Here is a 21844-nt window from a genome sequence, read left to right on the forward strand (position 1 = left end):
CCGATCCGGGGCGGGATCTCAGGCGATGGCGGGAAAAGAGCCGCGCGAGATCCCGGCTTTCGTCGGGATGACGATTGGCGGGAGCTTGACCGTGCGAGTCATTGAGTTCACCTTATGTTCCATCGATTCGGAGGCAGGCCATGGCAAACGAACTGATCTTCTACACCCATCCCCAGTCGCGCGGGCGGATCGCCCGCTGGGCGCTGGAAGAGGTGGGTGCATCCTATGAAACGCGGGTCGTCGAGTACGGCACGACGATGAAGGGCGAGGACTATCTCGGCATCAACCCGATGGGAAAGGTGCCGGCAATCGTCCATGACGGCCGGGTCGTCACCGAATGCGCGGCGATCTGCGCCTATCTCGCCGAGGCGTTCCCCGAGGCCGATCTCGCGCCCACCGCGGAGGAGCGCGCCGACTATTATCGCTGGCTGTTCTTCGCCGCCGGCCCGGTCGAGCAGGCGGTGACCAACAATTTCGCCAAGTTCGAACCCTCGGCCGATCAGGGGCGGATGTTCGGCTATGGCAATTACGAGCTGGCCGTCGACGTGCTGGAAAAGGCCGTCTCGGTGCGTCCCTATATCGCCGGCGACCGCTTCACCGCGGCGGACATCTATGTCGGCTCGGCGATCGGCTGGGGCACGATGTTCGGCACGCTGCCGAAGCGGCAGCCGTTCCTCGACTATTTCGCCCGGCTGAGCAGCCGCGAAGCGTTCCAGCGCGCGGGCGCGAAGGACGATACGCTGGCGGCGGAGCTGGAAGCGGCCAAGGCGCCAGCCTGATCGCTTCTACCTGGCGGGTGCCAGCTTGTAGAAGCGCATGGCATTGTCGTGCAGGATGTCCTGCTTCTGCGCTTCGGTCAGGAAGTCGGCGCTCTCGATCCCGTCGATGGCAAGGCCGATCGCATCGGGCCAGTACATATGGTCCGATCCGAACATGATGCGCTTCGAGAAGCCTGACTCGACCAGGGTACGCAGCCAGGCATGGAAGGCGGGGCGCGGCAGCAGCCAGTCGACCGCGCCGGTATCGATGTTCACGTTGGGATAGAGCATCAGCATCGCGATCGTGTCGTCGAGATACGGCCAGCCGCCATGCATGATGTTGAGCCGCAGCTTGGGGTGGCGGTTCAGCGCCTCCTCGATCAGCTCGGGATTGCCGAGCCGTGCCCGCGCGGTGGTGCAGCAGGGATCGAAGCTCGTTCCGGCAGGCATCGTGCCGGTGTGGAGCGCGACCGGCACGCCGAACTCCTCGGCCAGCGCCAGATAGGGATCGTATCGAGGATCGCTGAGCGAGAAGCCGGCATATTGCGAAGTCACTTCGCCGAGCACCTTGAGCTTGCCGTCGGCGAATGCCTTGCGGAGCTGGTCGAGCGGCGGCAGCGGCGTGTCCGCCGAGCCGCGAATGCCGGCGCCTGCGACGAACCGGCCGGGATCGCGGTCGTGCCAGTCGATCGCAGCCTGGATCCGGTCGCCGTCGCCGCCGCTGACCACGCCCTTCACGACGTTGCGCTTCTTCATTTCGGCGATGCAGGCGGCGAGATGGTCCGCGCCGGTGCGGATCGGGCTCACCGCGCCCGTGATCGGATTGGTGACCGGGTTGGGGAGCTGCATCGTCGCCGGATAGGCGTGCATATGGACATCGATGATCGCCCGCCCGGTCGGTGCGGCGATGGCGCCACCCGCCAGCGCATAGGCAGCGCTGGCCCCGCCGAGCTTGATGAATTCCCTGCGGCCGATACGCATGACGGATCCTCCCTGAGCGCTCCGTATGCGCCGGAGCCGCCTTCGGGATCGCAATCCGGGCGGGTCGCTGTCCATGTCGCTGGTCCCGCCGGCGGCGCGTTCGTCACAATTGCGCGCTTACGAAGCGAGCATCTCCATCCGTGCCGGCAGCTCCGCCATCACCGCATCGCGGTCGGCCTGGTCGGTGCTGCACCAGCGGGCGATCTCGTCGAGGGTGCGGCCGCAGCCGATGCACCAGCCGGTCGCCTCGTCCATCACGCAGATGCTGACGCAGGGGCTCTCGACGATGGGGACATATTCGATCATCGCGTCCAGCGCGCGAGCCAGTCGGCCATTTGCTGGGGCTGCAGCAGCCGGGCATCGCCCAGGCCGAGAATGTCGTCGCGGTTGCACAGCCTGCCGGTGCGCGGGTCGACCACCAGGATCGCCGGCACCGCTTCGAGCGGGGCACCGCCGAAGCGGCGGGGCAGGTCGAGATTGCGGTCGAAAATGCCGATATCGACCTGGACCAGCTCGAAGTTGCGCGCCAGCCAGCCGCGCATCTCGGGCAGCTCGAGCACGCCCGCCAGCACCCGGCAATCGACGCACCAATTGGCGCCGAGATCGATCAGCAGCAGCTTGCCCGACTTCTTCGCCCGGGCAAGCGCCGCGTCGATATCCTTGCGGGCGTCGCGGGTCGCGTCATAGGGCGCGGGCAGGGGGAGCGGCAGCTGGGCGAGCGTGCGCGCCTTGAGCCGCGGTGCGGACTGCTGGGCCAGCGCCGCGCCGGGCAGCATCGATGCCGCCAGCGCAACCGCCAACCCGGCGCGCCGGATCATTCGGCGGCGAGCGTGTAGTTCAGGAAGTCCGGGATCGGGCCGTTCCAGCCCACGTCCGGACCATCGTCGCGCTCGTCGCGGCGGCGACCGCCACGCTCGCGGCGCGGCTGCTCGTCGCGGCTGCGGGTCTCGCGGAACAGCGGCTCCTCGCGGCGATCCTCGTCACGCGGCTTCGGCTCGGCCTTCTTCGCCTTGCCGCGAGCACCGCGCTCGGTGCCCTTGTCCTCGTCGGCCTTGCGCCGGCGGCTGCGCGGCGCTTCCTCGCGCTCGTCCTCGGACGGGGCGGAGGCCGACGTCTTCAGCTTCACGCGGTTGATCTTCTGGCCGGTGAGCTTCTCGATATTCTCGATATTCTCGGCGTCTTCCTTGGTCACCAGCGTATAGGCGGTGCCCTTCGCCCCGGCGCGGCCGGTGCGGCCGATCCGGTGGACATAGTCGTCCGGATGCCAGGGGGCGTCGAAATTATAGACGTGGCTGACGCCCTTGATGTCGAGCCCGCGTGCGGCAACGTCCGAGGCGACGAGGATGTTGACGTCGCCCTTCTTGAACCGCTCCAGCTCGGCGAGGCGCGCCGGCTGATCCATGTCACCATGGATCTCGGCCGAGCGGAAGCCGTGGCGCTGCAGGCTCTTGTTGAGCTCGCGCACCGTGGTCTTGCGGTTGCAGAAGATGATGCCGGTCTGGACGTTCTCGGCCTCGAGCAGCCCGCGCAGCGTCTCGCGCTTCTTCATCGTCGTGGTCTCGACGAGGAACTGCTTGATGTTGGTGTTGGTCGTCGCCGGGCGGGCGACTTCCACGCGCTTGGGATCATTGAGGAACTTGTCCGCCAGCTTCTTGATCACCGGCGGCATCGTCGCCGAGAAGAGCAGCGTCTGCCGCTCCTTGGGCAGCTTGGTGCAGATTTCCTCGATGTCGGGGATGAACCCCATGTCGAGCATCCGGTCCGCCTCGTCGATGACGAGCAGGCTGCAGCCGTTGAGCAGGATCTTGCCGCGGCCGAACAGGTCCATCAGCCGGCCCGGCGTGGCGATCAGCACGTCGACGCCCTTTTCCAGCGCCTTCACCTGGTCGCCCATCTGCACGCCGCCGATCAGCAGCGCCATGGAGAGCTTGTGGTGGGTGCCGTACTTCTCGAAATTCTCCGCGACCTGGGCGGCCAGCTCGCGCGTCGGCTCGAGGATGAGCGAGCGCGGCATCAGCGCGCGGGTGCGCCCTTCGCCGAGGATGTCGATCATCGGGAGCACGAAGGCAGCGGTCTTGCCCGTGCCCGTCTGTGCGATGCCGATAAGGTCCTTACCCATGAGGACCGGGGGGATCGACTGCTGCTGGATCGGCGTGGGCTCGGTATAGCCCGCATCGGTCACTGCGCGCAGAAGTTCGTCAGAAAGGCCGAGATCGGCAAAGCTCATGCAATTTTCCGGAAAATCGGCGTGGCAAAACCCACACGCGAAGTCTGCACGCGCTTGCGGATTTATCCGCCAAAGTCAAGCACAGAGGCGTTTCTGGATATGGCGGAGCGGGTCCGCACCGCCTCGAAATACGCGTTTCGCGCATTTCAGTGAATGCGTCAGCGCTCCAGCGAGAGCGTCCTGAAGTTCTCGACGTCGCAGGAGCGCCCTGCGCGCGTGCGGATCGAATCGCGTCCGGCGCAGATCTTCTGGTCCTTGTTCGTCTTCACGTAGAAGCCGTTGTAGAAGCCCAGCGCCTGGCATTTGCGGCCCAGCTTGGCGCGCAGCAGCGAGCCGTCGCGCAGCACCAGATCGACGCTGTCCTGGGTGTTGACGCCCGCGAAGCCGGAAATGTCCTGGACCTTCACGCAGTCCTTGGCCTTCTTCTCGACCACGCGCGGCGCGCGGCGCACCACGATGGTGGCGCTGCTGGTGATGGTGACGCGCGGCACCTGGATCGTCACGCGCTGCTGCTGTCCCTGCTGCAGCGTGAAGCTCGCCCCAGTCCAGTCGGGCGCGCCGACAGGCGCCGCGGCTGGCGCGGCGGCGAGGAGCAGCAGGCTGGAGGTGACGGCAAACGGATTCGGCATTTCGCGTTGGTTATGTACGACCGAGGTTTGAACAGTGGATGAACTGGTGCCCGCCGTGCTAGCCCAAAAATGCCATGACACCAGCACAGCAGCAGCTCGTCGATACCGTATTGGAACGCTTCGGCCCCAAGGCGGTCACCACGGACGCCCAGGAGATCGCCCCCTGGGAATCGGACTGGCGGGGCCGTTATCACGGCAGCGCGCCGGCACTTCTCTCGCCCGGATCGACCGCCGAAGTGGCGGAGATCGTCCGCCTTGCAGGCGAGCTGGGAGTGAAGATCGTGCCCCAGGGCGGCAATACCGGGATGGTGGGTGGCGCCACGCCGCCTGCGGACGGCTCGGCGCTGCTCCTCTCCACCCGCCGGATGAACCGCATCCGGGCGATCGACACTGTCGGCAACCTTGCCGTGGTCGAGGCCGGCGTGATCCTCACCAATTTCCATAATGCGGTGGCCGAGCAGGACCGCCGCTTCCCGCTCACGCTGGGCGCCAAGGGCAGCGCGACGATCGGCGGGCTGGTCTCCACCAATGCCGGCGGCACCCAGGTGCTGCGCTTCGGCAACATGCGCCACCTCGTCGCCGGGGTGGAGGCGGTGCTGCCCGACGGATCGATCCATGACGGGCTCGCCCCGCTCAAGAAGGACAATCGCGGCTACGACCTCACCCAGCTGCTGATCGGTGCCGAGGGCACGATCGGCATCGTCACCGCCGCGACGCTGCGCCTCTATCCGGCGATCGTCGAGCGCGCCGCCGCCTGGGTGGGCGTGGCGAGCCCCGAGGATGCGCTCAAGATCCTGCGCATGATGGAAGAGCGCACCGCCACGATCGAGAGCTTCGAGATCATCCCGGGCGAGATCGTCGGCCATGTCGTCCGGCACATCCCCGGCATCCGCGCGCCGCTGGCCGGCGAGCATGCCTGGCACGTGCTGATCGAATCGGTGGCGACCGAGCCCGGCGCCGAGCCGCCGGCGGAGCTGCTCGAGCGGCTGCTCGCGCCGGTGTTCGAGGCGGGGCTGGCCGAGGATGCGGTGATCTCGGCGAGCGAGGCGCAGGTCGAGAGCTTCTGGAAGATTCGCGATTCGATCTCGGAGACCGAGCGCGCGCTCGGGCCGGCGATGCAGCACGACATCTCGGTCCCGGTCGACAAGATGCCGCGCTTCATGATCGAGGCCGCCGCGGAGGCCGAGCGCCGCTTCCCCGGCGCGACCGCCACGGCCTTCGGGCATCTCGGCGACGGCAATGTCCATTTCCATGTCCGCGCGCCGGCCGGCGTCGATCGCGACGGCTGGTATGCCGGCGACGGGCCGGCGATCAGCCGCCTGGTCTATGACATGGTCGTGGCCGAAGGCGGCTCGATTTCGGCCGAGCATGGAATCGGCCAGATGAAGCGTGCCGAACTGGAACGGCTGAGCCCGCCGTCACGCATTGCGGCCCTAAAGGCGATCAAAATGGCACTGGATCCGCGTGGAATCCTAAATCCCGGCAAGCTCGTAAGCCTTGCGCCCGAGGCTGACTCTCCATAGACCCTCGCCCCGGGATTCCAGACATCAGCATTTTGTTCCCAGGAGATTTAGGATGGCTTCCGCCCCGCAGCAGTCGCTGCCTCTGTTCTACAACGAGCTTCTGCCGCTCTCGAGCCAGCAGCACGCCGAATACAAGATTCGCGCCGCCGACAAGGCGCCGTTCCTCGCCAAGCAGCACGCGGTGCCGGTCACCGTGGAGGAATTCCCGCTGGTCCAGCGTTTCATGCCGATCGTCTTCTCGCAGGGCGAGGAGCCGGTTCCGCTGGCGCTGATGGCGCTCAACGAAGGCGTGAACACCTTCTTCGACGAGGACGGCTCGCTCAACGAGCAGAACTTCTACGTTCCGGCCTATATCCGCCGCTATCCGTACCTGCTGGCGCGCCTGCGTCCGGACACCGACGAGCTGTCGCTCTGCTTCGATCCGACCTCGGACACGGTCGGCGCGTTCGAGGAAGGCGATGCCCTGTTCGTCAATGGCGAGCCGAGCGAGACCACCAAGAACATCCTGCAGTTCAACGAGCAGTTCGAGCAGGCCGGTGCCCGCACCGCGCAGTTCATGAAGGAGCTCAAGGAGCTCGACCTGCTGATCGACGGTGAAGTCACCATCCAGCCGGATGGCTCGGCGCAGCCCTTCGTCTATCGCGGCTTCATGATGATCGACGAGAACAAGCTCAACGAGCTGCGTGGCGACCAGCTGCGCAAGATCGTCCAGAACGGCATGCTGCCGCTCATCTACGCCCACCTCTTCTCGCTGGGCCTGATGCGCGACATCTTCGGCCGCCAGCTGCGCCAGGGCAAGATGCCCGAGCCGCAGCTCGTGTCGAACGCGTGATGTGATCGAGCGCGGCGATCGGTACAGCCGGGGGGCGATCGCCTTCCACTGGTCGATCGCCGCGCTCGTCCTTCTCAACCTGATCATCGGCCTGTTCCACGACGCGATGCCGCGGGCGTGGGGCGTGATGCCGATCCACAAATCGCTGGGCATCGCCGTGCTGGTGCTCACGCTTGGCCGCATCGCCTGGCGGCTGACCCACAGACCGCCGCACTTGCCCGAGCTGCTGCCGGCCTGGGAGAAGGCGACCGCCCACACGGTCCATTTCATCCTGTATGCGCTGCTGCTGATCCTGCCGGTCAGCGGCTGGCTGCTCTCCTCCAATCCCGAGCGCCCGCGCCCGATCAACTGGTTCGGCCTGTTCGAGATCCCGGTGCTGCCCGCCACGCCCACGATCGCGCACAATGCGCACGAGGCGCACGAGCTGCTCGGTTATCTGATGGCCGCGCTGGTGGTGATCCACATCGCGGCGGCGCTGCGCCACCATTTCCTGCTGCGCGACAAGGTGCTCGCGCGCATGCTTCCGGGGCTTCGCCGCAACGGCTGATCGCGTGTGGAAAACGGTTTCACGCGGACCCTTGAACTATTCGACCCCTCACTTATATTTGCTGTGTACGGCGTCGTGTCCCCCCTTTCGCGGAGCCGTACGGCACGCCCTCGGGCGTGTCTCCTCCCTGAACCTTGGCCACCTCGTGGGTAACCACGAGGTGGTTTTTTATGTGTGGTTGGGGAAGGGTGCGGCATGCAATCCAATCTCTTCACGTTCGTCTGCGAATTCGAAGGCGGCACCTATCTCTCCCAGGCCTGGGCACCGGATGCGGTGCAGGCCGTGCGGGAATGGGCGGCGATGCTTGAGCGGGAGCGCCCGATGGGCGCGGTGTCGGATCGAATCGCCCGGGCCGTGTTCGAGAACGAAGAGACTCCCGTGCCGATCAGCGGGTTGACCGGCGTGTGGTGCTGGTCGGCGACGGTCGCCGACAGCCTCGTCCTTACCGATATCATACTCTCAGCGCGGCCCTGACACCTTACTCCGCTGCGATAGCCCCCGGCAGGGCCTCGTCGGCCACTGCATCGATGATGTCGCGCAGCAGGCGTACCGCCACCGCCAGCCCCGGTCCAGGCTGGTCGAGCGCGGGATCGAGATAGAGCGCGCGGTCGAACTCGAGCTGGATCGCGTGCACGCCGCGGCGCGGCTCGCCATGGCGCTCGAGGATGTGCCCGCCCGAATAGGGCGTGTTGGCCGCCGTCCGCACGCCGTGCGCGCGCGCGACGCCTTCGATGCGGCCGAGGAAGCGTGCCGCCGCCGACTTGCCGAACCGGTCGCCCGGCACCAGCCGTGCCGCCACCGCCGGATTGCCCAGCGGCGGCATCGAATGGACGTCCAGCAGCACCGCCACGCCGAATCGCGCCCGCGCCGATGCCAGCGCCGCGCCGACCGCTGCGTGCCAGGGGCGATGGTCGGCGAGGATGCGCTGCTGCACTTCGTCGGCGCCCAGCCGGCGGCGCCAGATGTCGCCGGCGTTGCTCGCCCGGCGCGGCACCAGCCCCAGCCCCGAGCGGATCTTCGCCGAGAGCGGCGCGCCGTGCATCCAGGCGCCGTCGTCGAGCCGCGGGTCGCGGTCCTGCTCGGCGCGGTTGAGGTCGATCCAGGCACGGGGACGGGTGGCGACGAACAGTGTTTCGTCGCGCCGGGCGGCGAGGGCGATGGCGTCGGCATGCCGGTCCTCGAGCCCGCGCAGCGCTTCCAGCGGCACACGGAGCAGCGCCTGCAGCGCCGGCGGATAGTCGCGCCCGGCATGCGGCACGGACAGGATCACCGGGCTCAGCGGCTCTGCGGGGCCATGGCGGACGAAGGAAGCTCCGGTCACGACGTCATGACTAAGGCTGCCATTGCCGCGCCGCAATGCCATGGGATAGGATGGGGACGGAAAATCTTAAGGGCTTTCGGTATAGGAATAGCTCTGTCGATTTCGAGTGGGGAAACATGATCCGGATATTGCTGGCCGAGGATGACCGCGTGATGCGGGAATACCTTACCAGGGCGCTCGAGCGTTCGGGATACGCGGTCAGCGCGGTCGATCGCGGCACCGCGGCGATGCCGCTGCTCGAGTCCGAGCGGTTCGACCTGCTGCTCACCGATATCGTGATGCCCGAGATGGACGGCATCGAACTGGCCCAGAAGGCGAGCGAGATCGCACCCGAGATGCGCGTGATGTTCATCACCGGCTTCGCGGCGGTCACGCTCAAGGCCGGCAAGCAGGTGCCCCAGGCCAAGGTCCTGTCCAAGCCCTTCCACCTGCGCGACCTGGTGCTGGAGGTCGATCGGCTGTTCGAAGCAGAGAACGCCGGATTTAATTGAAAGAGGGTGCTTGCGCGGTTCGAAAAGCCCCGCTATTGGCCCGCTTCCCGTTTCGGCCTCCGGGCCCGTGGGCGTGTAGCTCAGTGGTAGAGCACTGTGTTGACATCGCAGGGGTCGCAAGTTCAATCCTTGCCACGCCCACCATATAGAAAACCCCGGAAGTCTCAGGACTTCCGGGGTTTTTTGCTTTTTCGAACCGGCATTCCCGCTTCCGGAACCTCTCTCCAAAACGGTTGCATGCGAGGTTGCGCCCGATCGCATTTCTGCGAGACGGTCGGGCAGGGGAGAGGTGCATGGCCGAAATAATCGAAGCTGCAGAAGGGGCTGTGGAGGCCGGGGAGCACGAACGGCAAGCCGGCCTGGGCGCGAAAGCCGAAGCGGGTTCCTTTCTCGATCACATCTTCGCGGCGCCGCCCGCGATCCGACGACATCTGATCGCTTCCTTCGCGCTGTATCTCGGCGGTGCCGTGGTGGCGATCGGCGGCATCTGGTGGGACAACGCCGGATATGGCGTGCTGCCAAAGCTCGCGACGGCCGTTGGCGTTACGGGATTTGTCGCGGGCGCCTTTTACGGCCTCGTGGTGATTTCCTACCAGCGCTTCCTGCTGCGGCAGAAGAAGGAGCAGGTGGAAGAGGATGCGGAAAAGGAGGCTCGGGCCAATCCGCAGGTCTCGAAATTCGCCTGGGACGCTGCCCGCCGCAAGCTCGAAAGCTATCTGGACCGCAATCTCAGCCAGGTGAGCTCAATATACCGCGTTGTGGTCTCGGCGATGATCGTTGGCGGCGTGCTGATCGGCATCGGCATTTGGCGCGCGATCGTTGCGCCGGCCGAGCTTACCGGCCCACTGCTTCCCGCGGTCAGCGGCGTGATCCTGCAGTTCATCGCCGGTACCTTCCTGGTGATCTATCGCGCCACGATGGAACAGGCGACTCGCCATGTCGAAGTGCTCGAGCGCATCAACGCCGTCGGCATGTCGATCAGCATTCTCGACGCGATCGAGGGCGATCCTGCGGTGCGGAACAGCGCACGCGTCGAGATCGCGCGCGAGTTGCTCGGCCTCTATGGGAGGGCACCGGCTTCCGCCGGGGCGAAGGAGGGCACGCGCACACGCCGCAAGCCGCGGACCGCGGCGGAGGGCTAAAAGGCGCTCTGGCATCCTGCTGTGCTTCGGCGCATCCTCGTCCCCATGCAGAAAAGCCTTTCCGAATCCGGCTATGACTGGGCCAGTGGCCGCGGTGCGCTGTGGCGCGACAAGCTCGACGGGATGGAGGCGCTGCTCGCGCCGGTTGACCTGCCGCTCATCGAGGCGCTCGGGCTCGACGCGCCCTGCCGCATCGCCGAGATCGCCTGTGGGGGCGGGGGCACCACCCGCGCCATCGCCGCGGCGGCGCCCGCCGGCAGCGAAGTCACCGGCTTCGACATCTCGCCCGACCTGGTCGCCGCCGCCACCGCCCGCGCCGGGGACGTCGCGCGCTTCGTCGAGGCCGATGTCTCCACCTACCGGCCCGATCGCCCCTTCGACCGGCTGGCCTCGCGCTTCGGGGTGATGTTCTTCGAGGATCCGGCCGCCGCCTTCGCCAATCTGCGCCACTGGCTCGCACCCGGCGGGCGCCTCGCCTTCGCCGTCTGGGGACCGGCCGCGGAGGTCGGCTTCATGGCGCAGCTCCGCGCGACGGTCGCTTCGGTGATGGAGGTGGCGTCCGCCGATCCCGATGCGCCGGGCCCGTGCCGCTATGGCGATCCGGCCAAGCTCATCGCGCTGCTCGGCGCCGCCGGCTTCGAGGACACTGCCAGCCGGAGCGTGCATTGCATGTTGCCGGTGCCGGGCGACACGCCCGAGGCTGCCGCGGCCTTCCTGCTCGCCTCCTCGTCGATGGCTGCCCCGCTGGCCGATGCGCCCGCCGAGCTGCGCGACAGGGCCCATGCCCGCCTGACCGAGATATGCGCCAGCCATTTCGAGGACGGCCCGGTGCGGATGCCCGCCCGGGTCGAGATCGTCACCGCGGCCGGCTAGGCCACCCGCAACTCCGCCAGGAAGGCATGGACCTGGTCGGACAGCGCGTCGGCGCTGACGTGCAGCCGGCCCGCCACTTCGCGCATTGCCCGGGCCTGGGCCGATGCATCGCGCGAGGTGCCGCCGATCGCCTCGACGTCGCGCTGGATGCCCGTGCTGGCATGCACCGCCTCGTCGACGTTGCGGGCGATCGTCCGCGTCGCCTCTTCCTGCCGGGCGACCGCGCTCTCCACCGCATCGGCCAGCGTCGCCATCGCGCCGATCGCCTGCTCCACCCGGTTGTGCCCGGCGGCGACCTCGTCGATCCCGCCGCGGATCTCGCGGACATGCGCGGTGATCCGGTCCGCGGCGATGCCGGTCTGGGTCGAGAGCTGCTTCACTTCGTTCGCCACCACGGTGAAGCCGCGCCCCGCCTCGCCGGCGCGCGCCGCCTCGATCGTGGCGTTGAGTGCGAGCAGGTTCACCTGCCGCGCGATGTCGCTGATCAGCCCGATCACCGAATCGATCGACTGGGCGGAATGGAGCAGATCGCGGGTGCGCTCGCTGCCGGTCTCGACCAGCTGGGTGACTGCGGCCGCCGCTTGGCGCGCGTCGCTGGTATTGTGGGCGATGCCCGAGAGCGCGCCGGCCAGCTCGCGCCCGCGCGCGGCGATCTCGGCCATGTTGTCGCTGGTCTGCGAGGCGGCGGTCGCCACTGCGAGCGCGCGGTCGCCCAGGCCGCTGGCCCGGTCGGCCCGAGCCACCCCGCCGTCCTCCAGCTCGGTCGAGAGATCGCCCATGTCGCGCGACAGCGCCTCGACCTGCGCCTCGAACCGCTTGCTCGCCGCCTCGATCCGCGCCGCGCGCTCGACCTGCGCGCGCGCCGTGGCGATCTCGCGTTCGGCGGCGAGATGGACGAGCCGGCGGTTGTTCACCGTCGCCTGCACCCGGCCTCCGCGGGTCAGGATCATGCCCTCGCTGCCGCCCGAGGCGCGATAGGCTTCCATCAGCCGGCCAAGGTCCTCGGTCATCTCGGCAGCGGGGCAGGCGCGGACATAGCGCGACACCGCCGCGCCGTACGCCGGATTGCGCATCAGCGCATGGCCGAAGGGATTGAGCAGCAGCCGCCGCACATCCTTCTCGAAGATCGCGCCGAGCGGGCGCGCCTTCTCGTCGACGATGGCGACCAGCCGCAGCTCGGGATCGCCGCCGAACAGCTCCGCCGCCCGCCACATCGTGTCGGTGAGCGTCAACAGCGGCGGATCGAGCTCGCGCTCGGTGAGCCAGGTGCCGCGCGGGGCAAGCGGGGGATCGGCGAGGGACATCGCCCGCCGGATAGGTGGCACTTGGTAAATGCGCACTTAGCCCAGCGTTACAGTACCGAGACAAAGCGCATTTTTTCGCGGGTTTCGGGCGATTTCTTGCGAAAGTGGCGGGCCGGCCTGTAACCAGCCTGTCATCTGCCGGTTACTAGGACGGACGCCATGAAGTTCAGCATCGACAATCTGGCCCTGGGCCATGGCGATCGCCGGGTGGTCGAGGGTGTCGATGCGGTGCTCGAGCCGGGCAGGGTCGTCGTGATTCTCGGAGCCGCCGGGTCGGGCAAGGCGCTGCTGCTGCGCGCGCTGGCCGGCCAGGCCGATGCGGATGCCGGGCAGGTGCGCCTGGGCGGCCGGCTGATCGGCCGGTTCACCGGGGCCGAGCGTGCCAAAGCGATCGCGCAGCCGGGGGCAGGGCGCCGCGGCCTGTTCGGCAGGAAGCCGCTCGATCTCGCCGGTGCCATCGCCGCGAAGCCGCACTGGCTGCTCGCCGAAGATCCGCTGAGCGCGCTCGATCCCCTCACGCAATTCGCCCGGATCGCCCAGCTCCGCGATGCAGCGCGGCAGGGCATGGGCGTGGTGGTCACGCTCGCCGATCCGGTCCTCGCCGCCCGGCTGGCCGATGACGTGCTGCTGCTTGGCCAGGGGCGCATGCTCGCCTTCGGGGCTGCCCGCGACGCACTGGAGCACCGGAAGCTGCGCCAGGCATTCGGCGTCGAGGTGATGGTGATCGGCGACGCCAATGGCCGGTTGCTTCCGGTCCCGATCGGCTACGCCACCCAGTAGAGACGCCCTATCGACCGGCGCGTGACAGCGACCGTTTCTTGTGCCAGTGCGTAATTAAATTACACAGTGAGTCGGGCCGCCAGAGCCCGAAGCAGGAGAAATATGGTGCGTAACATCGACCATGTCATCGTCGGCCACAACGGCGGCGCGGGTGCCCGCACGGGTGACGTCTTCAACCCCAACACCGGCCAGGTCCAGGCCCAGGTCCAGCTCGGCAGCCAGGCCGATCTCGACAAGGCGATCGCCGCCGCCCAGGCCGCCCAGCCCGGCTGGGCCACGACCAATCCGCAGCGCCGCGCCCGCGTGATGTTCGCCTTCAAGGCGCTGGTCGAGAGGAACATGGACGAGCTGGCGCACCTGCTCAGCTCCGAACACGGCAAGGTGATCGCCGACGCCAAGGGCGACATCCAGCGCGGCCTCGAGGTGATCGAGTTCGCCTGCGGAATCCCGCACGTCCTCAAGGGCGAATATACCCAGGGCGCCGGCCCGGGCATCGACGTCTATTCGATGCGCCAGCCGCTCGGCATCGGCGCGGGCATCACGCCGTTCAACTTCCCGGCGATGATCCCGATGTGGATGTTCGGCGTCGCCATCGCCTGCGGCAATGCCTTCATCCTCAAGCCGTCCGAGCGCGATCCCTCGGTCCCGGTGCGCCTCGCCGAGCTGATGCTCGAGGCCGGCGCGCCGCAGGGCATCCTTCAGGTCGTCCACGGCGACAAGGAAATGGTCGATGCGATCCTCGATCACCCGGCGATCTCGGCAGTCAGCTTCGTCGGCTCGTCCGACATCGCGCACTATGTCTATCGCCGCGGCGTCGAGGCCGGGAAGCGCGTGCAGGCGATGGGCGGCGCCAAGAACCACGGCATCGTCATGCCGGACGCCGATCTCGACCAGGTCGTCGCCGATCTTTCGGGTGCGGCCTTCGGTAGCGCCGGCGAGCGCTGCATGGCGCTGCCGGTGGTCGTCCCCGTCGGCGACAAGACCGCCGATGCCCTGCGCGAAAAGCTGATCCCGGCGATCGAGGCGCTGCGCGTCGGCGTCTCCACCGATGCCGAGGCGCATTACGGCCCGGTCGTGAATGCCGCGCACAAGCAGCGCGTCGAGAACTGGATCCAGACCGGCGTCGACGAAGGCGCCGAGCTGGTGATCGACGGCCGCGGCTTCCAGCTTCAGGGGCATGAGCAGGGCTTCTTCATCGGCCCGAGCTTGTTCGACCGCGTCACGCCGGACATGCAGAGCTACAAGGAAGAGATTTTCGGCCCGGTCCTCCAGATCGTCCGCGCGCCCGATTTCGAGACCGCGCTCAAGCTCCCCTCCGACCACCAGTACGGCAACGGCGTCGCCATCTTCACGCGCAACGGCCATGCCGCGCGCGAGTTCGCCGCGCGCGTCAATGTCGGCATGGTCGGCATCAACGTGCCGATCCCGGTGCCGGTCGCCTATCACACCTTTGGTGGCTGGAAGCGCTCGGCGTTCGGCGACACCAACCAGCACGGCATGGAAGGCGTGAAGTTCTGGACCAAGGTGAAGACGATCACCCAGCGCTGGCCCGATGGCGGTACTTCAGGAGATAGTGCGTTCGTAATCCCAACGATGGGGTGATTCGAATGGATAAAGACGTCTACGAAGCTGCGATGATTTTCGGTTCGAAAGTCAGTCCCATCCTCGAAAGAAAGCTCAAGGAACTCGGGGTGTCTTCTCCGGAAGATTTGCCGCGTGAAGTTGGAATAAAGATTCTGGTTGATGCGTCGACCGAAGCGGCACTCATTAATTTCCCCCATGCGAATGTGGAAAAGCTTCAGCACGGTTTACGCTCGTTTAGCAGCCCTAGGTTTGGCGCATCGTTTCGAGAAGCCAAACGGGTGGTTGATAAATCAACGGACGCCTTTGAGATGTGTGTAGGTCCCGACGCAGCGATAGTATTGGCGGCTTTCGGCGTTAAGGTAGCTCCCTTCGATCGGAGAACTCTCAGGATTGTTGGACAGCCGAGCAACGATATCGACGCCGTGGCCGGGATGTTTGATAAGATGAAGACCGCCTTTGTCGGCTTCTCTCCTTGTGACGAGCAATTCTACTGCTTGGTTACGGACTCGCTGTCCGACCTAAAGCGGAAGCTTGAATCGGAGAATCGATTGGAGCCGATCAGGAAAATTCTGAGCCGCGCGGAAGCCACTCTTCCTCCCGGCAATGGTAGTGATTTTCAGCATTTCGGCGCCGTCTTTGCACGGTTTGAGGATGATCGGTTCGAAACATTCTTTCTTGAGGATCCTCGCCCTGATCGTGGTTCCGTTCTTTTTCCGGCTGGCTGGAGTGAAGACGATCGGCGGTTTGGTGCTCCGAACGACGGTTTCATGCCTGTGCCTCTGGCGCTTTTGCGGGGAGCGATCGCAGATCCGCAACTTGCGTTCTGGCTGACGGAGCCGAAGGGGCAACGAGTGCTTCACTAGTGCCCTTTTCTCCGAACCATGGCACCGAAGCTGCCTCGAAGCTTTCGTGGTAGCGCGGGTGCTCGGTGCCCATCCAGCGATCCCACCAGGTGAAGTACAGCCCGAAATTATGTCCGCCGCCGCTATGGTGCAGGTCATGATGCGTCGCCGTGGTCAGCCAGGCGGTGAGGGGGAAGCGCGTGAACCCCGGCGGCATCAGCTCGTGCCCCGAATGGCCGAGCACGTTGCGCCCGATCTGGTGGAGCAGGAAGGCGATCAGCACGATCCCGTGCATCGGCACGAGGAGCAGGAAGATCGGCAGGAACATGCCCTCCAGCACGCCTTCGATCGGCGCGAAGCTATAGGCGGCCCAGGGCGTCGGCGTGCGCGACTTGTGATGGGTCAGATGCGCACGGCGGAACATCGCCCTGGTGTGCAGCCCGCGGTGCATCCAGTAGAAATAGGCATCGTGCGCGATCACGATTCCGGCGAACTCGAGCGCGGCCTGCCACCAGAGCGGCGCGGCGAAGGTGATGTGAATGATCCCCGCCTGGTTCATCGCCAGCGTGGCAATGCTCCACAGCGCGAAGATGGTGACGGACAGCATCGAATTGCCGAACTCGCGGACGCGGTCCCGCCTCGTAGGCGCACGCTTCTGGATGCGCCGCGCGGCGGTCCAGCGGGCGCCCGCCCAGAGGATGCCGGTCATCGCCCCGGCGGCGACCAGATAGCGGACAAGCTCGACCGTGAAGCTGTGCACGCCGTGTGCGGCGAGCGGGATCATCCAATGCATGTGCCATCCTCGAAAGCGGATGGCGGCGTGCTATCGGGCGCCTCCGGCCCGGTCCCGCCGCGCCCGGAAAATGTCGCGCATTTCCGGAATCGATCAGCTTTTTTCGAGAATGGCGGCGCGGCGATATTCGCTGGGGCTGGTGCCGGTGGCGTCGCGAAAGGCGCGGTTGAACGGTGCCAGGCTGCCATAGCCCAGGTCCATGGCGAGGGTGAGCACCGGCAGGTCGACGCGGGCCGGATCGCCCAGCCAGGCGCGGGCATCGCCGATCCGGTGCGAATTGAGGAAGTCCGAGAAGTTGCGATAGCCCAGCCGCTGGTTGATCAGCGCGCGGAGGCGATGCTCGGGCACCCCCAGCTTCTCGGCCAGCACGCCGATGGTCAGCCCGCTCTCGCGGTAGACATGAGCGGCCATCGCGGCGTCGAGCTTCTGCTTGAGCACATGCTCGGCAGGCGAGAGCGGCGCGCGCTCGGGCTTGGGGGCGTCGGCATCGAACAGCAGCTCGGCATTGGCAGAGAGCATCGCCACGCCGAACGCCAGGATCGCGATCAGCGCGGTGCTCGACTGGAGCAGCATCAACCAGATGTCGGTGCGCAACAGGTCGTAGAGGCTTTCCACGACGACAATACCAAGCGTCTGCACGCCCACCACGATCACGAAGCCCAGCCGGAACATGCGGCGCTTCTCGCTCAGATCGTCACCCCTGTTGGCGATCGCGATGGCGATCGCATGCGCGGCGAGCAGGAAGGCGATGCCGTGCTGCACCGCGCCGGCCGCCACCGGCATCTCGTACGTCACATAGAGTGCGCGGGCGAACAGCAGCCAGTCGACCAGCGTCACGGCGAAGGCGAGGCCGAACAGCCTTTTGTCCACCGGCCGCTCGAAGATCAGGTGGGCGAACACCCACAATGCCAGCGGCGCGTTGAGCGAGAAGAGCTGGATCACCGGCCAGGCCAGCGAGCGCCACAGGTGCAGTGCCGGGGAGACGATGGCGAGATAGGCGGCCACGCAAACCAGCAGCGCGATCGTCGCCCAGCGGATGCGCGCCGGCGCGGCGCTGCGCCCGATCACCGCCGCCATCAGCAGCAGCTGGCCGACCCCCATCAGCCGCATCGCCGTATCGAAAAGCAACAGCCGCTCCATGCGCTGCCTTATGGCGCCGCTGCCGGCCAGCGTCTATTCTCCCGCCCGGCAGGAACGGGCATGGGGGCAGGGGCGTGATCGTGTTGCGGTGGGTCCTGAAGACATTGATCTACGCCGTCGCGCTGGCATTCGTCGTGCCCGGCCAGCGCACGATCAACGTCATCGCGGCACCCCAGCCGGTGGCGGAGAAGCGGATCGCGCTCAGCTTCGACGATGTGCCGCGCGGCGCCGGCGCCTTCCTGACGCCCGACGAGCGCACCGCCCGGCTGGTCGAAATCTTCCGTTCGCGCAAGGTGCCGCAACCGGCCTTCTTCCTGAACCCGGTCCGCATAGTCCATTCCGGCTCGGGGATCGACGCGCCGAAGCGCATCGCCGCCTATGTCGCGGCCGGCGGCGTGCTCGCCAACCATACCGACAGCCACCCCAAGCTGACCAAGGTCTCGGCCGACTATTATCTCGCCGATATCGACCGTGCCGCCGCCTATCTGAAGACGCAGGGCAAGGCCTATCGCCCCTGGTTCCGCTTCCCCTTCCTCGACGAGGGCGGGCCGGACAAGGTCAAGCGCGACGCCGTCCGCGCCGGGCTCGCCGCGCGCGGGCTGATGAACGGCTATGCGACGATCGACGGGTCCGACTGGAACATGGAAGGCCAGGCGATCGCCGCGAAGAAGGCCGGCAAGGCCATCGACATGGACGCGCTGCGCGACCTCTATGTCGAGACGCATGTCCAGTCCGCCGATTTCGGCGACGACCTCGCCCGCCGCGCGCTCGGCCGCTCGCCCGCGCATGTGCTGCTGCTGCACGAGACCGACATGGCCGGGCTGTTCCTCGGCGACCTGATCGATGCGCTGCGCAAGCACGGCTGGACGATCATCGGCGCCGACGAAGCCTATGCCGATCCCATCCATCTCGAAAAACCCGATGTCGCCTGGACCGCGGGCACGCTGATCGAGCAGATCGCCTGGGAGAAAAAGCTCCCCAAGCCGCGCTGGTACGAGCGCAACGACGTCAAGATCGCCAACGCCCTCTTCGCAGAGCGCGTCCTTCACGAAGAAAAGAAGCCATGACCCAGTTCGAACTCACCGACGACCAGCTCGCCATCCAGGAGATGGCGCGGAAATTCACTGCGGATGCGATCACCCCGCATGCGGCCGAATGGGACGAGAAGCACATCTTCCCGCGCGACACGATCAAGGCGGCTGCCGAGCTCGGCTTCGCGTCGATCTATGTCTCGGAAGAGAGCGGCGGCATCGGCCTCGGCCGGCTTGAGGCGGCGCTGATCATGGAGGCGATGGCCTATGGCTGCCCGTCGACCAGCGCGTTCATCTCGATCCACAACATGGCGAGCTGGATGATCGACACCTTCGCCAGTGCCGAGCTGAAGGCCAGGTATCTGCCCTCGCTGATCACGATGGAGCGGATCGCTTCCTACTGCCTCACCGAGCCGAGCTCTGGCTCGGACGCCGCCGCGCTCAAGACGCGCGCGGTGCGCGACGGCGACCATTATGTCGTCAACGGCTCGAAGCAGTTTATCTCGGGCGCCGGCGAGAACGAAGTCTATGTGACGATGGTCCGCACCGGCGAAGAAGGCCCCAAGGGCATTTCGTGCCTCGTGATCGACAAGGACATGCCGGGCGTCTCGTTCGGCGCCAATGAGCGCAAGCTCGGCTGGCATTCGCAGCCCACCCGCCAGGTGACGTTCGAGGATGTCCGCGTGCCGGTGTCGAACCGCGTCGGCGACGAGGGCGCGGGCTTCCGTTTCGCGATGATGGGCCTCGACGGCGGCCGCCTCAACATCGGCGCCTGCTCATTGGGCGGCGCCCAGCGCTGCCTCGACGAGGCAGTGAAATACACCAAGGATCGCCAGCAGTTCGGCAAGCCGATCGCGGACTTCCAGAACACCCAGTTCGTCTTGGCCGACATGGCGACCGAGCTCGAGGCCGCCCGCGCGCTCCTCTATCTCGCCGCCGCAAAGGTGACTGCCGGCGCGCCGGACAAGACCAAGTTCGCGGCGATGGCCAAGCGCTTCGCCACCGACACCGGCAGCTCGGTGGTCGATCGCGCGCTCCAGCTGCATGGCGGCTATGGCTATCTGATGGACTATCCGATCGAGCGCTTCTGGCGCGACCTGCGCGTCCACTCGATCCTCGAAGGCACCAACCAGGTGATGCGGATGATCGTCGGCCGGGAGCTCACCCGCCAGTGACCGACGAAGTCCTCCTCTTCATCGAAGGCAAGGCCGGGCGCATCCGGCTCAACCGGCCCAAGGCGATCCACGCGCTCAACACCGGCATGTGTCGCGCGATGCTCGACGCGCTGACGGCGTGGCGGGACGACCCCGAAGTCGAGATCGTGCTGATCGACCATGCTGAGGGACGCGGATTCTGCGCCGGTGGCGACATCCGCATGATCGCCGAGAGCGGCGCAGGCGACGGCCGCGAAGCGCGGGATTTCTTCCGGGTCGAATATCAGCTCAACCACGCGCTGTTCACTTACGAGAAGCCGGTGGTGTCCTTCATGGACGGCATCACCATGGGCGGCGGGGTCGGTATCTCGCAGCCGGCGAAGATCCGGGTAGCGACAGAGAATACGCGCTTCGCCATGCCCGAGACGGGCATCGGCCTGTTCCCCGATGTCGGCGGCGGCTGGTACCTCTCCCGGCTGCCTGGGAAGCTTGGCGAGTATCTGGCGCTGACCGGGCACCGGCTGGACGGCGCGGAATGTTGGGCGCTCCAGCTTGCCGATGATTATCTGCAGTCGTCCGCGCTCGACGAGGCGAAGCGGCAGATCGCGGCCGATCCCTCCAGGGTGGGCGTGATCCTCAACGATCTCGGCACCGATCCTCCCGAGTCCAGGATCACGCCGTGGCTCGACGAGATCGATCGCCTCTTCGCTGGCGACACGGTCGAGGACATCTTCGCCGCGCTTGCCGCTGATCCGGGCGAATGGGCCGCTGCCCAGCTCGCGACGTTGCGCGCCAAGTCGCCTCAGTCGATGAAGATCTCGCTCCGCCTCGTTCGCGAAGGGCGGACCGAGACGGACTTCTCGAACGAGATGGCGCAGGAATTCGCCATCGGCAGCCGCGTCGCGCAGAGCCATGACTTCATCGAGGGCGTCCGCGCGCTGATCGTCGACAAGGACAACGCGCCGCAATGGAACCCCGCTACGCTCGAGGGCGTCAGCGACGAGAGCATCGACCAGATTTTTGCCCCCTTGCCTGCGGGCGAGGCGTGGACCCCGGCCTGAAAGGACCCAGATGAGCTACGAAACCATCCTCGTCGAACAGCGCGGCGCCGCCACTTTGGTCACGCTGAACCGGCCCCAGGCGCTCAATGCGCTGAACAGCCAGATCCTCTCCGAACTGCTCGACGCGATGAAGGCGTTCGACGCCGACCCGTCGCAGGGCTGCGCGGTGATCACCGGCAGCGAGAAGGCCTTTGCCGCCGGCGCCGACATCAAGGAGATGCAGGCCCAGGGCTTTGCCGACATGTACGGCCATGACTTCTTCGCCGGCTGGGACGTGTTCACCCGCACCCGCAAGCCGATCATTGCCGCGGTCTCGGGCTATGCGCTGGGCGGCGGCTGCGAGCTGGCGATGATGTGCGATTTCATCCTGGCGGGCGACAACGCCAAGTTCGGCCAGCCCGAGATCAAGCTTGCGGTCTCGCCCGGCATGGGCGGCTCGCAGCGCCTCACCCGCGCGGTCGGCAAGGCCAAGGCGATGGAGATGTGCCTCACCGGCCGGATGATGGACGCAGCGGAAGCCGAGCGCGCCGGGCTGGTCAGCCGCATCCTGCCCGCGGCCGATCTGGTCGAGGAAGCGGTGAAGACCGCGCAGGCGATCGCGTCGATGGCGCCGCTCGCGGTGCTGGCGAACAAGGAGATGGTCAACGCCGCCTTCGAGACCAGCCTGGCCCAGGGCGTCGCCTTCGAGCGCCGGCTGTTCCACGCGCTGTTCGGCACCGCCGACCAGAAGGAAGGCATGACCGCCTTCGTCGAGAAGCGCCCGGGGAACTGGACGGGGAAGTAACCGTCTTCTTCTCCCCTTCCGCTTGCGGGAGGGGGCGGGGGAGGGGC

24 protein-coding genes and 1 tRNA gene are annotated in these 21844 nt (G+C 66.8%); 16 read left to right on the top strand and 9 right to left on the bottom strand.

Features of this window, described 5'->3' with window-relative positions; all coding sequences use genetic code 11:
- The first annotated feature begins 140 nt into the window (after window positions 1-140).
- Entirely contained in the window at window positions 141-779 is a 639-nt protein-coding gene (locus ACEN8G_RS03480) for a glutathione S-transferase family protein (protein WP_413414829.1), read from the top strand.
- A gap of 6 nt (window positions 780-785) precedes the next feature.
- Here ACEN8G_RS03480 and ACEN8G_RS03485 read toward each other — a convergent pair whose 3' ends face one another.
- From ACEN8G_RS03485 to ACEN8G_RS03505, 5 genes are all read right to left on the bottom strand, one after another.
- Window positions 786-1739 carry an amidohydrolase family protein gene (locus ACEN8G_RS03485; RefSeq protein WP_413414830.1) on the bottom strand — a complete coding sequence of 318 codons (954 nt, stop codon included), beginning with the start codon at window positions 1737-1739 and terminating at the stop codon, window positions 786-788.
- Between the two features lie 117 nt (window positions 1740-1856).
- Window positions 1857-2045, bottom strand: coding sequence for a DUF1289 domain-containing protein (locus tag ACEN8G_RS03490; protein WP_413414831.1), 189 nt, complete (start codon window positions 2043-2045; stop codon window positions 1857-1859).
- On the bottom strand, window positions 2042-2557 hold the full coding sequence (locus tag ACEN8G_RS03495; RefSeq protein ID WP_413414832.1) for a thioredoxin family protein: 516 nt from the start codon (window positions 2555-2557) through the stop codon (window positions 2042-2044). The genes ACEN8G_RS03490 and ACEN8G_RS03495 overlap by 4 nt, the downstream gene beginning before the upstream one ends.
- A complete protein-coding gene (locus ACEN8G_RS03500) occupies window positions 2554-3966 on the bottom strand; it encodes a DEAD/DEAH box helicase (RefSeq protein WP_413414833.1) in 1413 nt (470 codons plus the stop codon). The genes ACEN8G_RS03495 and ACEN8G_RS03500 overlap by 4 nt, the downstream gene beginning before the upstream one ends.
- Window positions 3967-4124: 158 nt before the next feature.
- The gene (locus ACEN8G_RS03505; protein ID WP_413414834.1) at window positions 4125-4595 is read right to left on the bottom strand and encodes a hypothetical protein; all 471 of its coding nucleotides are present in this window, start codon (window positions 4593-4595) and stop codon (window positions 4125-4127) included.
- A 74-nt stretch (window positions 4596-4669) separates the two neighbouring features.
- Here ACEN8G_RS03505 and ACEN8G_RS03510 point away from each other — a divergent pair, with 74 nt between their 5' ends.
- The 4 genes from ACEN8G_RS03510 (at window position 4670) to ACEN8G_RS03525 (ending at window position 7971) form a co-directional block, all read left to right on the top strand.
- Entirely contained in the window at window positions 4670-6118 is a 1449-nt protein-coding gene (locus tag ACEN8G_RS03510) for an FAD-binding oxidoreductase (RefSeq protein ID WP_413414835.1), read from the top strand.
- Window positions 6119-6170: 52 nt separating this feature from the next.
- Window positions 6171-6950 carry a SapC family protein gene (locus ACEN8G_RS03515; RefSeq protein ID WP_307118063.1) on the top strand — a complete coding sequence of 260 codons (780 nt, stop codon included), beginning with the start codon at window positions 6171-6173 and terminating at the stop codon, window positions 6948-6950.
- Between the two features lies 1 nt (window position 6951).
- Window positions 6952-7497, top strand: coding sequence for a cytochrome b (locus ACEN8G_RS03520; protein WP_413414836.1), 546 nt, complete (start codon window positions 6952-6954; stop codon window positions 7495-7497).
- Between the two features lie 195 nt (window positions 7498-7692).
- A complete protein-coding gene (locus ACEN8G_RS03525) occupies window positions 7693-7971 on the top strand; it encodes a hypothetical protein (RefSeq protein ID WP_413414837.1) in 279 nt (92 codons plus the stop codon).
- A 4-nt stretch (window positions 7972-7975) separates the two neighbouring features.
- Here the strand turns inward: ACEN8G_RS03525 and ACEN8G_RS03530 are convergent, their stop codons facing one another.
- Window positions 7976-8860: an N-formylglutamate amidohydrolase gene (locus ACEN8G_RS03530; RefSeq protein ID WP_413414838.1), complete on the bottom strand. Its 885-nt coding sequence runs from the start codon at window positions 8858-8860 to the stop codon at window positions 7976-7978.
- A gap of 74 nt (window positions 8861-8934) precedes the next feature.
- Here ACEN8G_RS03530 and cpdR point away from each other — a divergent pair, with 74 nt between their 5' ends.
- The 4 genes from cpdR to ACEN8G_RS03550 all read left to right on the top strand — a co-directional run bounded on the left by cpdR (window position 8935) and on the right by ACEN8G_RS03550 (window position 11324).
- Window positions 8935-9309: a cell cycle two-component system response regulator CpdR gene (gene cpdR, locus ACEN8G_RS03535; RefSeq protein ID WP_307118067.1), complete on the top strand. Its 375-nt coding sequence runs from the start codon at window positions 8935-8937 to the stop codon at window positions 9307-9309.
- Window positions 9310-9378: 69 nt separating this feature from the next.
- Window positions 9379-9453 (top strand) — tRNA-Val (locus tag ACEN8G_RS03540).
- A gap of 149 nt (window positions 9454-9602) precedes the next feature.
- Window positions 9603-10451 carry a TRADD-N-associated membrane domain-containing protein gene (locus tag ACEN8G_RS03545; RefSeq protein WP_413414840.1) on the top strand — a complete coding sequence of 283 codons (849 nt, stop codon included), beginning with the start codon at window positions 9603-9605 and terminating at the stop codon, window positions 10449-10451.
- 45 nt (window positions 10452-10496) lie between these two features.
- On the top strand, window positions 10497-11324 hold the full coding sequence (locus ACEN8G_RS03550) for a class I SAM-dependent methyltransferase (protein ID WP_413414841.1): 828 nt from the start codon (window positions 10497-10499) through the stop codon (window positions 11322-11324).
- Here the strand turns inward: ACEN8G_RS03550 and ACEN8G_RS03555 are convergent.
- Complete coding sequence (locus tag ACEN8G_RS03555) at window positions 11321-12628, bottom strand: methyl-accepting chemotaxis protein (protein WP_413740733.1); 1308 nt, start codon at window positions 12626-12628, stop codon at window positions 11321-11323. The genes ACEN8G_RS03550 and ACEN8G_RS03555 overlap by 4 nt on opposite strands.
- 159 nt (window positions 12629-12787) lie before the next feature.
- Here ACEN8G_RS03555 and ACEN8G_RS03560 point away from each other — a divergent pair, with 159 nt between their 5' ends.
- From ACEN8G_RS03560 to ACEN8G_RS03570, 3 genes are all read left to right on the top strand, one after another.
- Window positions 12788-13408, top strand: coding sequence for an ATP-binding cassette domain-containing protein (locus ACEN8G_RS03560; protein WP_413414844.1), 621 nt, complete (start codon window positions 12788-12790; stop codon window positions 13406-13408).
- A gap of 105 nt (window positions 13409-13513) precedes the next feature.
- Window positions 13514-15010: a CoA-acylating methylmalonate-semialdehyde dehydrogenase gene (locus ACEN8G_RS03565; RefSeq protein ID WP_413414845.1), complete on the top strand. Its 1497-nt coding sequence runs from the start codon at window positions 13514-13516 to the stop codon at window positions 15008-15010.
- Window positions 15011-15015: 5 nt separating this feature from the next.
- A complete protein-coding gene (locus tag ACEN8G_RS03570) occupies window positions 15016-15855 on the top strand; it encodes a hypothetical protein (protein WP_413414846.1) in 840 nt (279 codons plus the stop codon).
- Here ACEN8G_RS03570 and ACEN8G_RS03575 read toward each other — a convergent pair.
- Together ACEN8G_RS03575 and ACEN8G_RS03580 are read right to left on the bottom strand one after the other, a co-directional pair.
- Window positions 15758-16627, bottom strand: coding sequence for a sterol desaturase family protein (locus tag ACEN8G_RS03575; RefSeq protein ID WP_413414847.1), 870 nt, complete (start codon window positions 16625-16627; stop codon window positions 15758-15760). The two genes, ACEN8G_RS03570 and ACEN8G_RS03575, sit on opposite strands and share 98 nt — an antisense overlap.
- 93 nt (window positions 16628-16720) lie before the next feature.
- Window positions 16721-17755: a helix-turn-helix domain-containing protein gene (locus ACEN8G_RS03580; protein WP_413414848.1), complete on the bottom strand. Its 1035-nt coding sequence runs from the start codon at window positions 17753-17755 to the stop codon at window positions 16721-16723.
- A gap of 92 nt (window positions 17756-17847) precedes the next feature.
- On the opposite strand from ACEN8G_RS03580, the gene ACEN8G_RS03585 reads away from it, so the two are divergent.
- The 4 genes from ACEN8G_RS03585 to ACEN8G_RS03600 are packed head-to-tail and all read left to right on the top strand — an operon-like array spanning window position 17848 to window position 21797.
- The gene (locus tag ACEN8G_RS03585) at window positions 17848-18834 is read left to right on the top strand and encodes a polysaccharide deacetylase family protein (protein WP_413414849.1); all 987 of its coding nucleotides are present in this window, start codon (window positions 17848-17850) and stop codon (window positions 18832-18834) included.
- Window positions 18831-19973 (top strand): acyl-CoA dehydrogenase family protein, encoded by a 1143-nt coding sequence (locus ACEN8G_RS03590; protein WP_413414850.1) that lies wholly within the window; start codon window positions 18831-18833, stop codon window positions 19971-19973. The genes ACEN8G_RS03585 and ACEN8G_RS03590 overlap by 4 nt, the downstream gene beginning before the upstream one ends.
- Window positions 19970-21013: an enoyl-CoA hydratase/isomerase family protein gene (locus ACEN8G_RS03595; RefSeq protein ID WP_413414851.1), complete on the top strand. Its 1044-nt coding sequence runs from the start codon at window positions 19970-19972 to the stop codon at window positions 21011-21013. Before ACEN8G_RS03590 ends, ACEN8G_RS03595 begins: the two co-directional genes overlap by 4 nt.
- Before the next feature lie 10 nt (window positions 21014-21023).
- Complete coding sequence (locus ACEN8G_RS03600) at window positions 21024-21797, top strand: enoyl-CoA hydratase (protein WP_413414852.1); 774 nt, start codon at window positions 21024-21026, stop codon at window positions 21795-21797.
- The last annotated feature ends 47 nt before the right edge of the window (window positions 21798-21844 follow it).

The sequence above is a fragment of the Sphingomonas sp. Sphisp66 genome (genome assembly GCF_047324325.1).
Taxonomy (GTDB): Bacteria; Pseudomonadota; Alphaproteobacteria; order Sphingomonadales; family Sphingomonadaceae; genus Sphingomonas.

Excerpts from the sequence above, each read along its gene's own strand:
- ACEN8G_RS03480 (WP_413414829.1), top strand. The coding sequence starts at position 141 with ATGGCAAACGAACTGATCTTCTACACCCATCCCCAGTCGCGCGGGCGG.
- ACEN8G_RS03485 (WP_413414830.1), bottom strand. The coding sequence starts at position 1,739 with ATGCGTATCGGCCGCAGGGAATTCATCAAGCTCGGCGGGGCCAGCGCT.
- ACEN8G_RS03490 (WP_413414831.1), bottom strand. The coding sequence starts at position 2,045 with ATGATCGAATATGTCCCCATCGTCGAGAGCCCCTGCGTCAGCATCTGC.
- ACEN8G_RS03495 (WP_413414832.1), bottom strand. The coding sequence starts at position 2,557 with ATGATCCGGCGCGCCGGGTTGGCGGTTGCGCTGGCGGCATCGATGCTG.
- ACEN8G_RS03500 (WP_413414833.1), bottom strand. The coding sequence starts at position 3,966 with ATGAGCTTTGCCGATCTCGGCCTTTCTGACGAACTTCTGCGCGCAGTG.
- ACEN8G_RS03505 (WP_413414834.1), bottom strand. The coding sequence starts at position 4,595 with ATGCCGAATCCGTTTGCCGTCACCTCCAGCCTGCTGCTCCTCGCCGCC.
- ACEN8G_RS03510 (WP_413414835.1), top strand. The coding sequence starts at position 4,670 with ATGACACCAGCACAGCAGCAGCTCGTCGATACCGTATTGGAACGCTTC.
- ACEN8G_RS03515 (WP_307118063.1), top strand. The coding sequence starts at position 6,171 with ATGGCTTCCGCCCCGCAGCAGTCGCTGCCTCTGTTCTACAACGAGCTT.
- ACEN8G_RS03525 (WP_413414837.1), top strand. The coding sequence starts at position 7,693 with ATGCAATCCAATCTCTTCACGTTCGTCTGCGAATTCGAAGGCGGCACC.
- ACEN8G_RS03530 (WP_413414838.1), bottom strand. The coding sequence starts at position 8,860 with ATGGCATTGCGGCGCGGCAATGGCAGCCTTAGTCATGACGTCGTGACC.
- cpdR (WP_307118067.1), top strand. The coding sequence starts at position 8,935 with ATGATCCGGATATTGCTGGCCGAGGATGACCGCGTGATGCGGGAATAC.
- ACEN8G_RS03545 (WP_413414840.1), top strand. The coding sequence starts at position 9,603 with ATGGCCGAAATAATCGAAGCTGCAGAAGGGGCTGTGGAGGCCGGGGAG.
- ACEN8G_RS03550 (WP_413414841.1), top strand. The coding sequence starts at position 10,497 with ATGCAGAAAAGCCTTTCCGAATCCGGCTATGACTGGGCCAGTGGCCGC.
- ACEN8G_RS03555 (WP_413740733.1), bottom strand. The coding sequence starts at position 12,628 with ATGTCCCTCGCCGATCCCCCGCTTGCCCCGCGCGGCACCTGGCTCACC.
- ACEN8G_RS03560 (WP_413414844.1), top strand. The coding sequence starts at position 12,788 with ATGAAGTTCAGCATCGACAATCTGGCCCTGGGCCATGGCGATCGCCGG.
- ACEN8G_RS03570 (WP_413414846.1), top strand. The coding sequence starts at position 15,016 with ATGGATAAAGACGTCTACGAAGCTGCGATGATTTTCGGTTCGAAAGTC.
- ACEN8G_RS03575 (WP_413414847.1), bottom strand. The coding sequence starts at position 16,627 with ATGCATTGGATGATCCCGCTCGCCGCACACGGCGTGCACAGCTTCACG.
- ACEN8G_RS03590 (WP_413414850.1), top strand. The coding sequence starts at position 18,831 with ATGACCCAGTTCGAACTCACCGACGACCAGCTCGCCATCCAGGAGATG.
- ACEN8G_RS03600 (WP_413414852.1), top strand. The coding sequence starts at position 21,024 with ATGAGCTACGAAACCATCCTCGTCGAACAGCGCGGCGCCGCCACTTTG.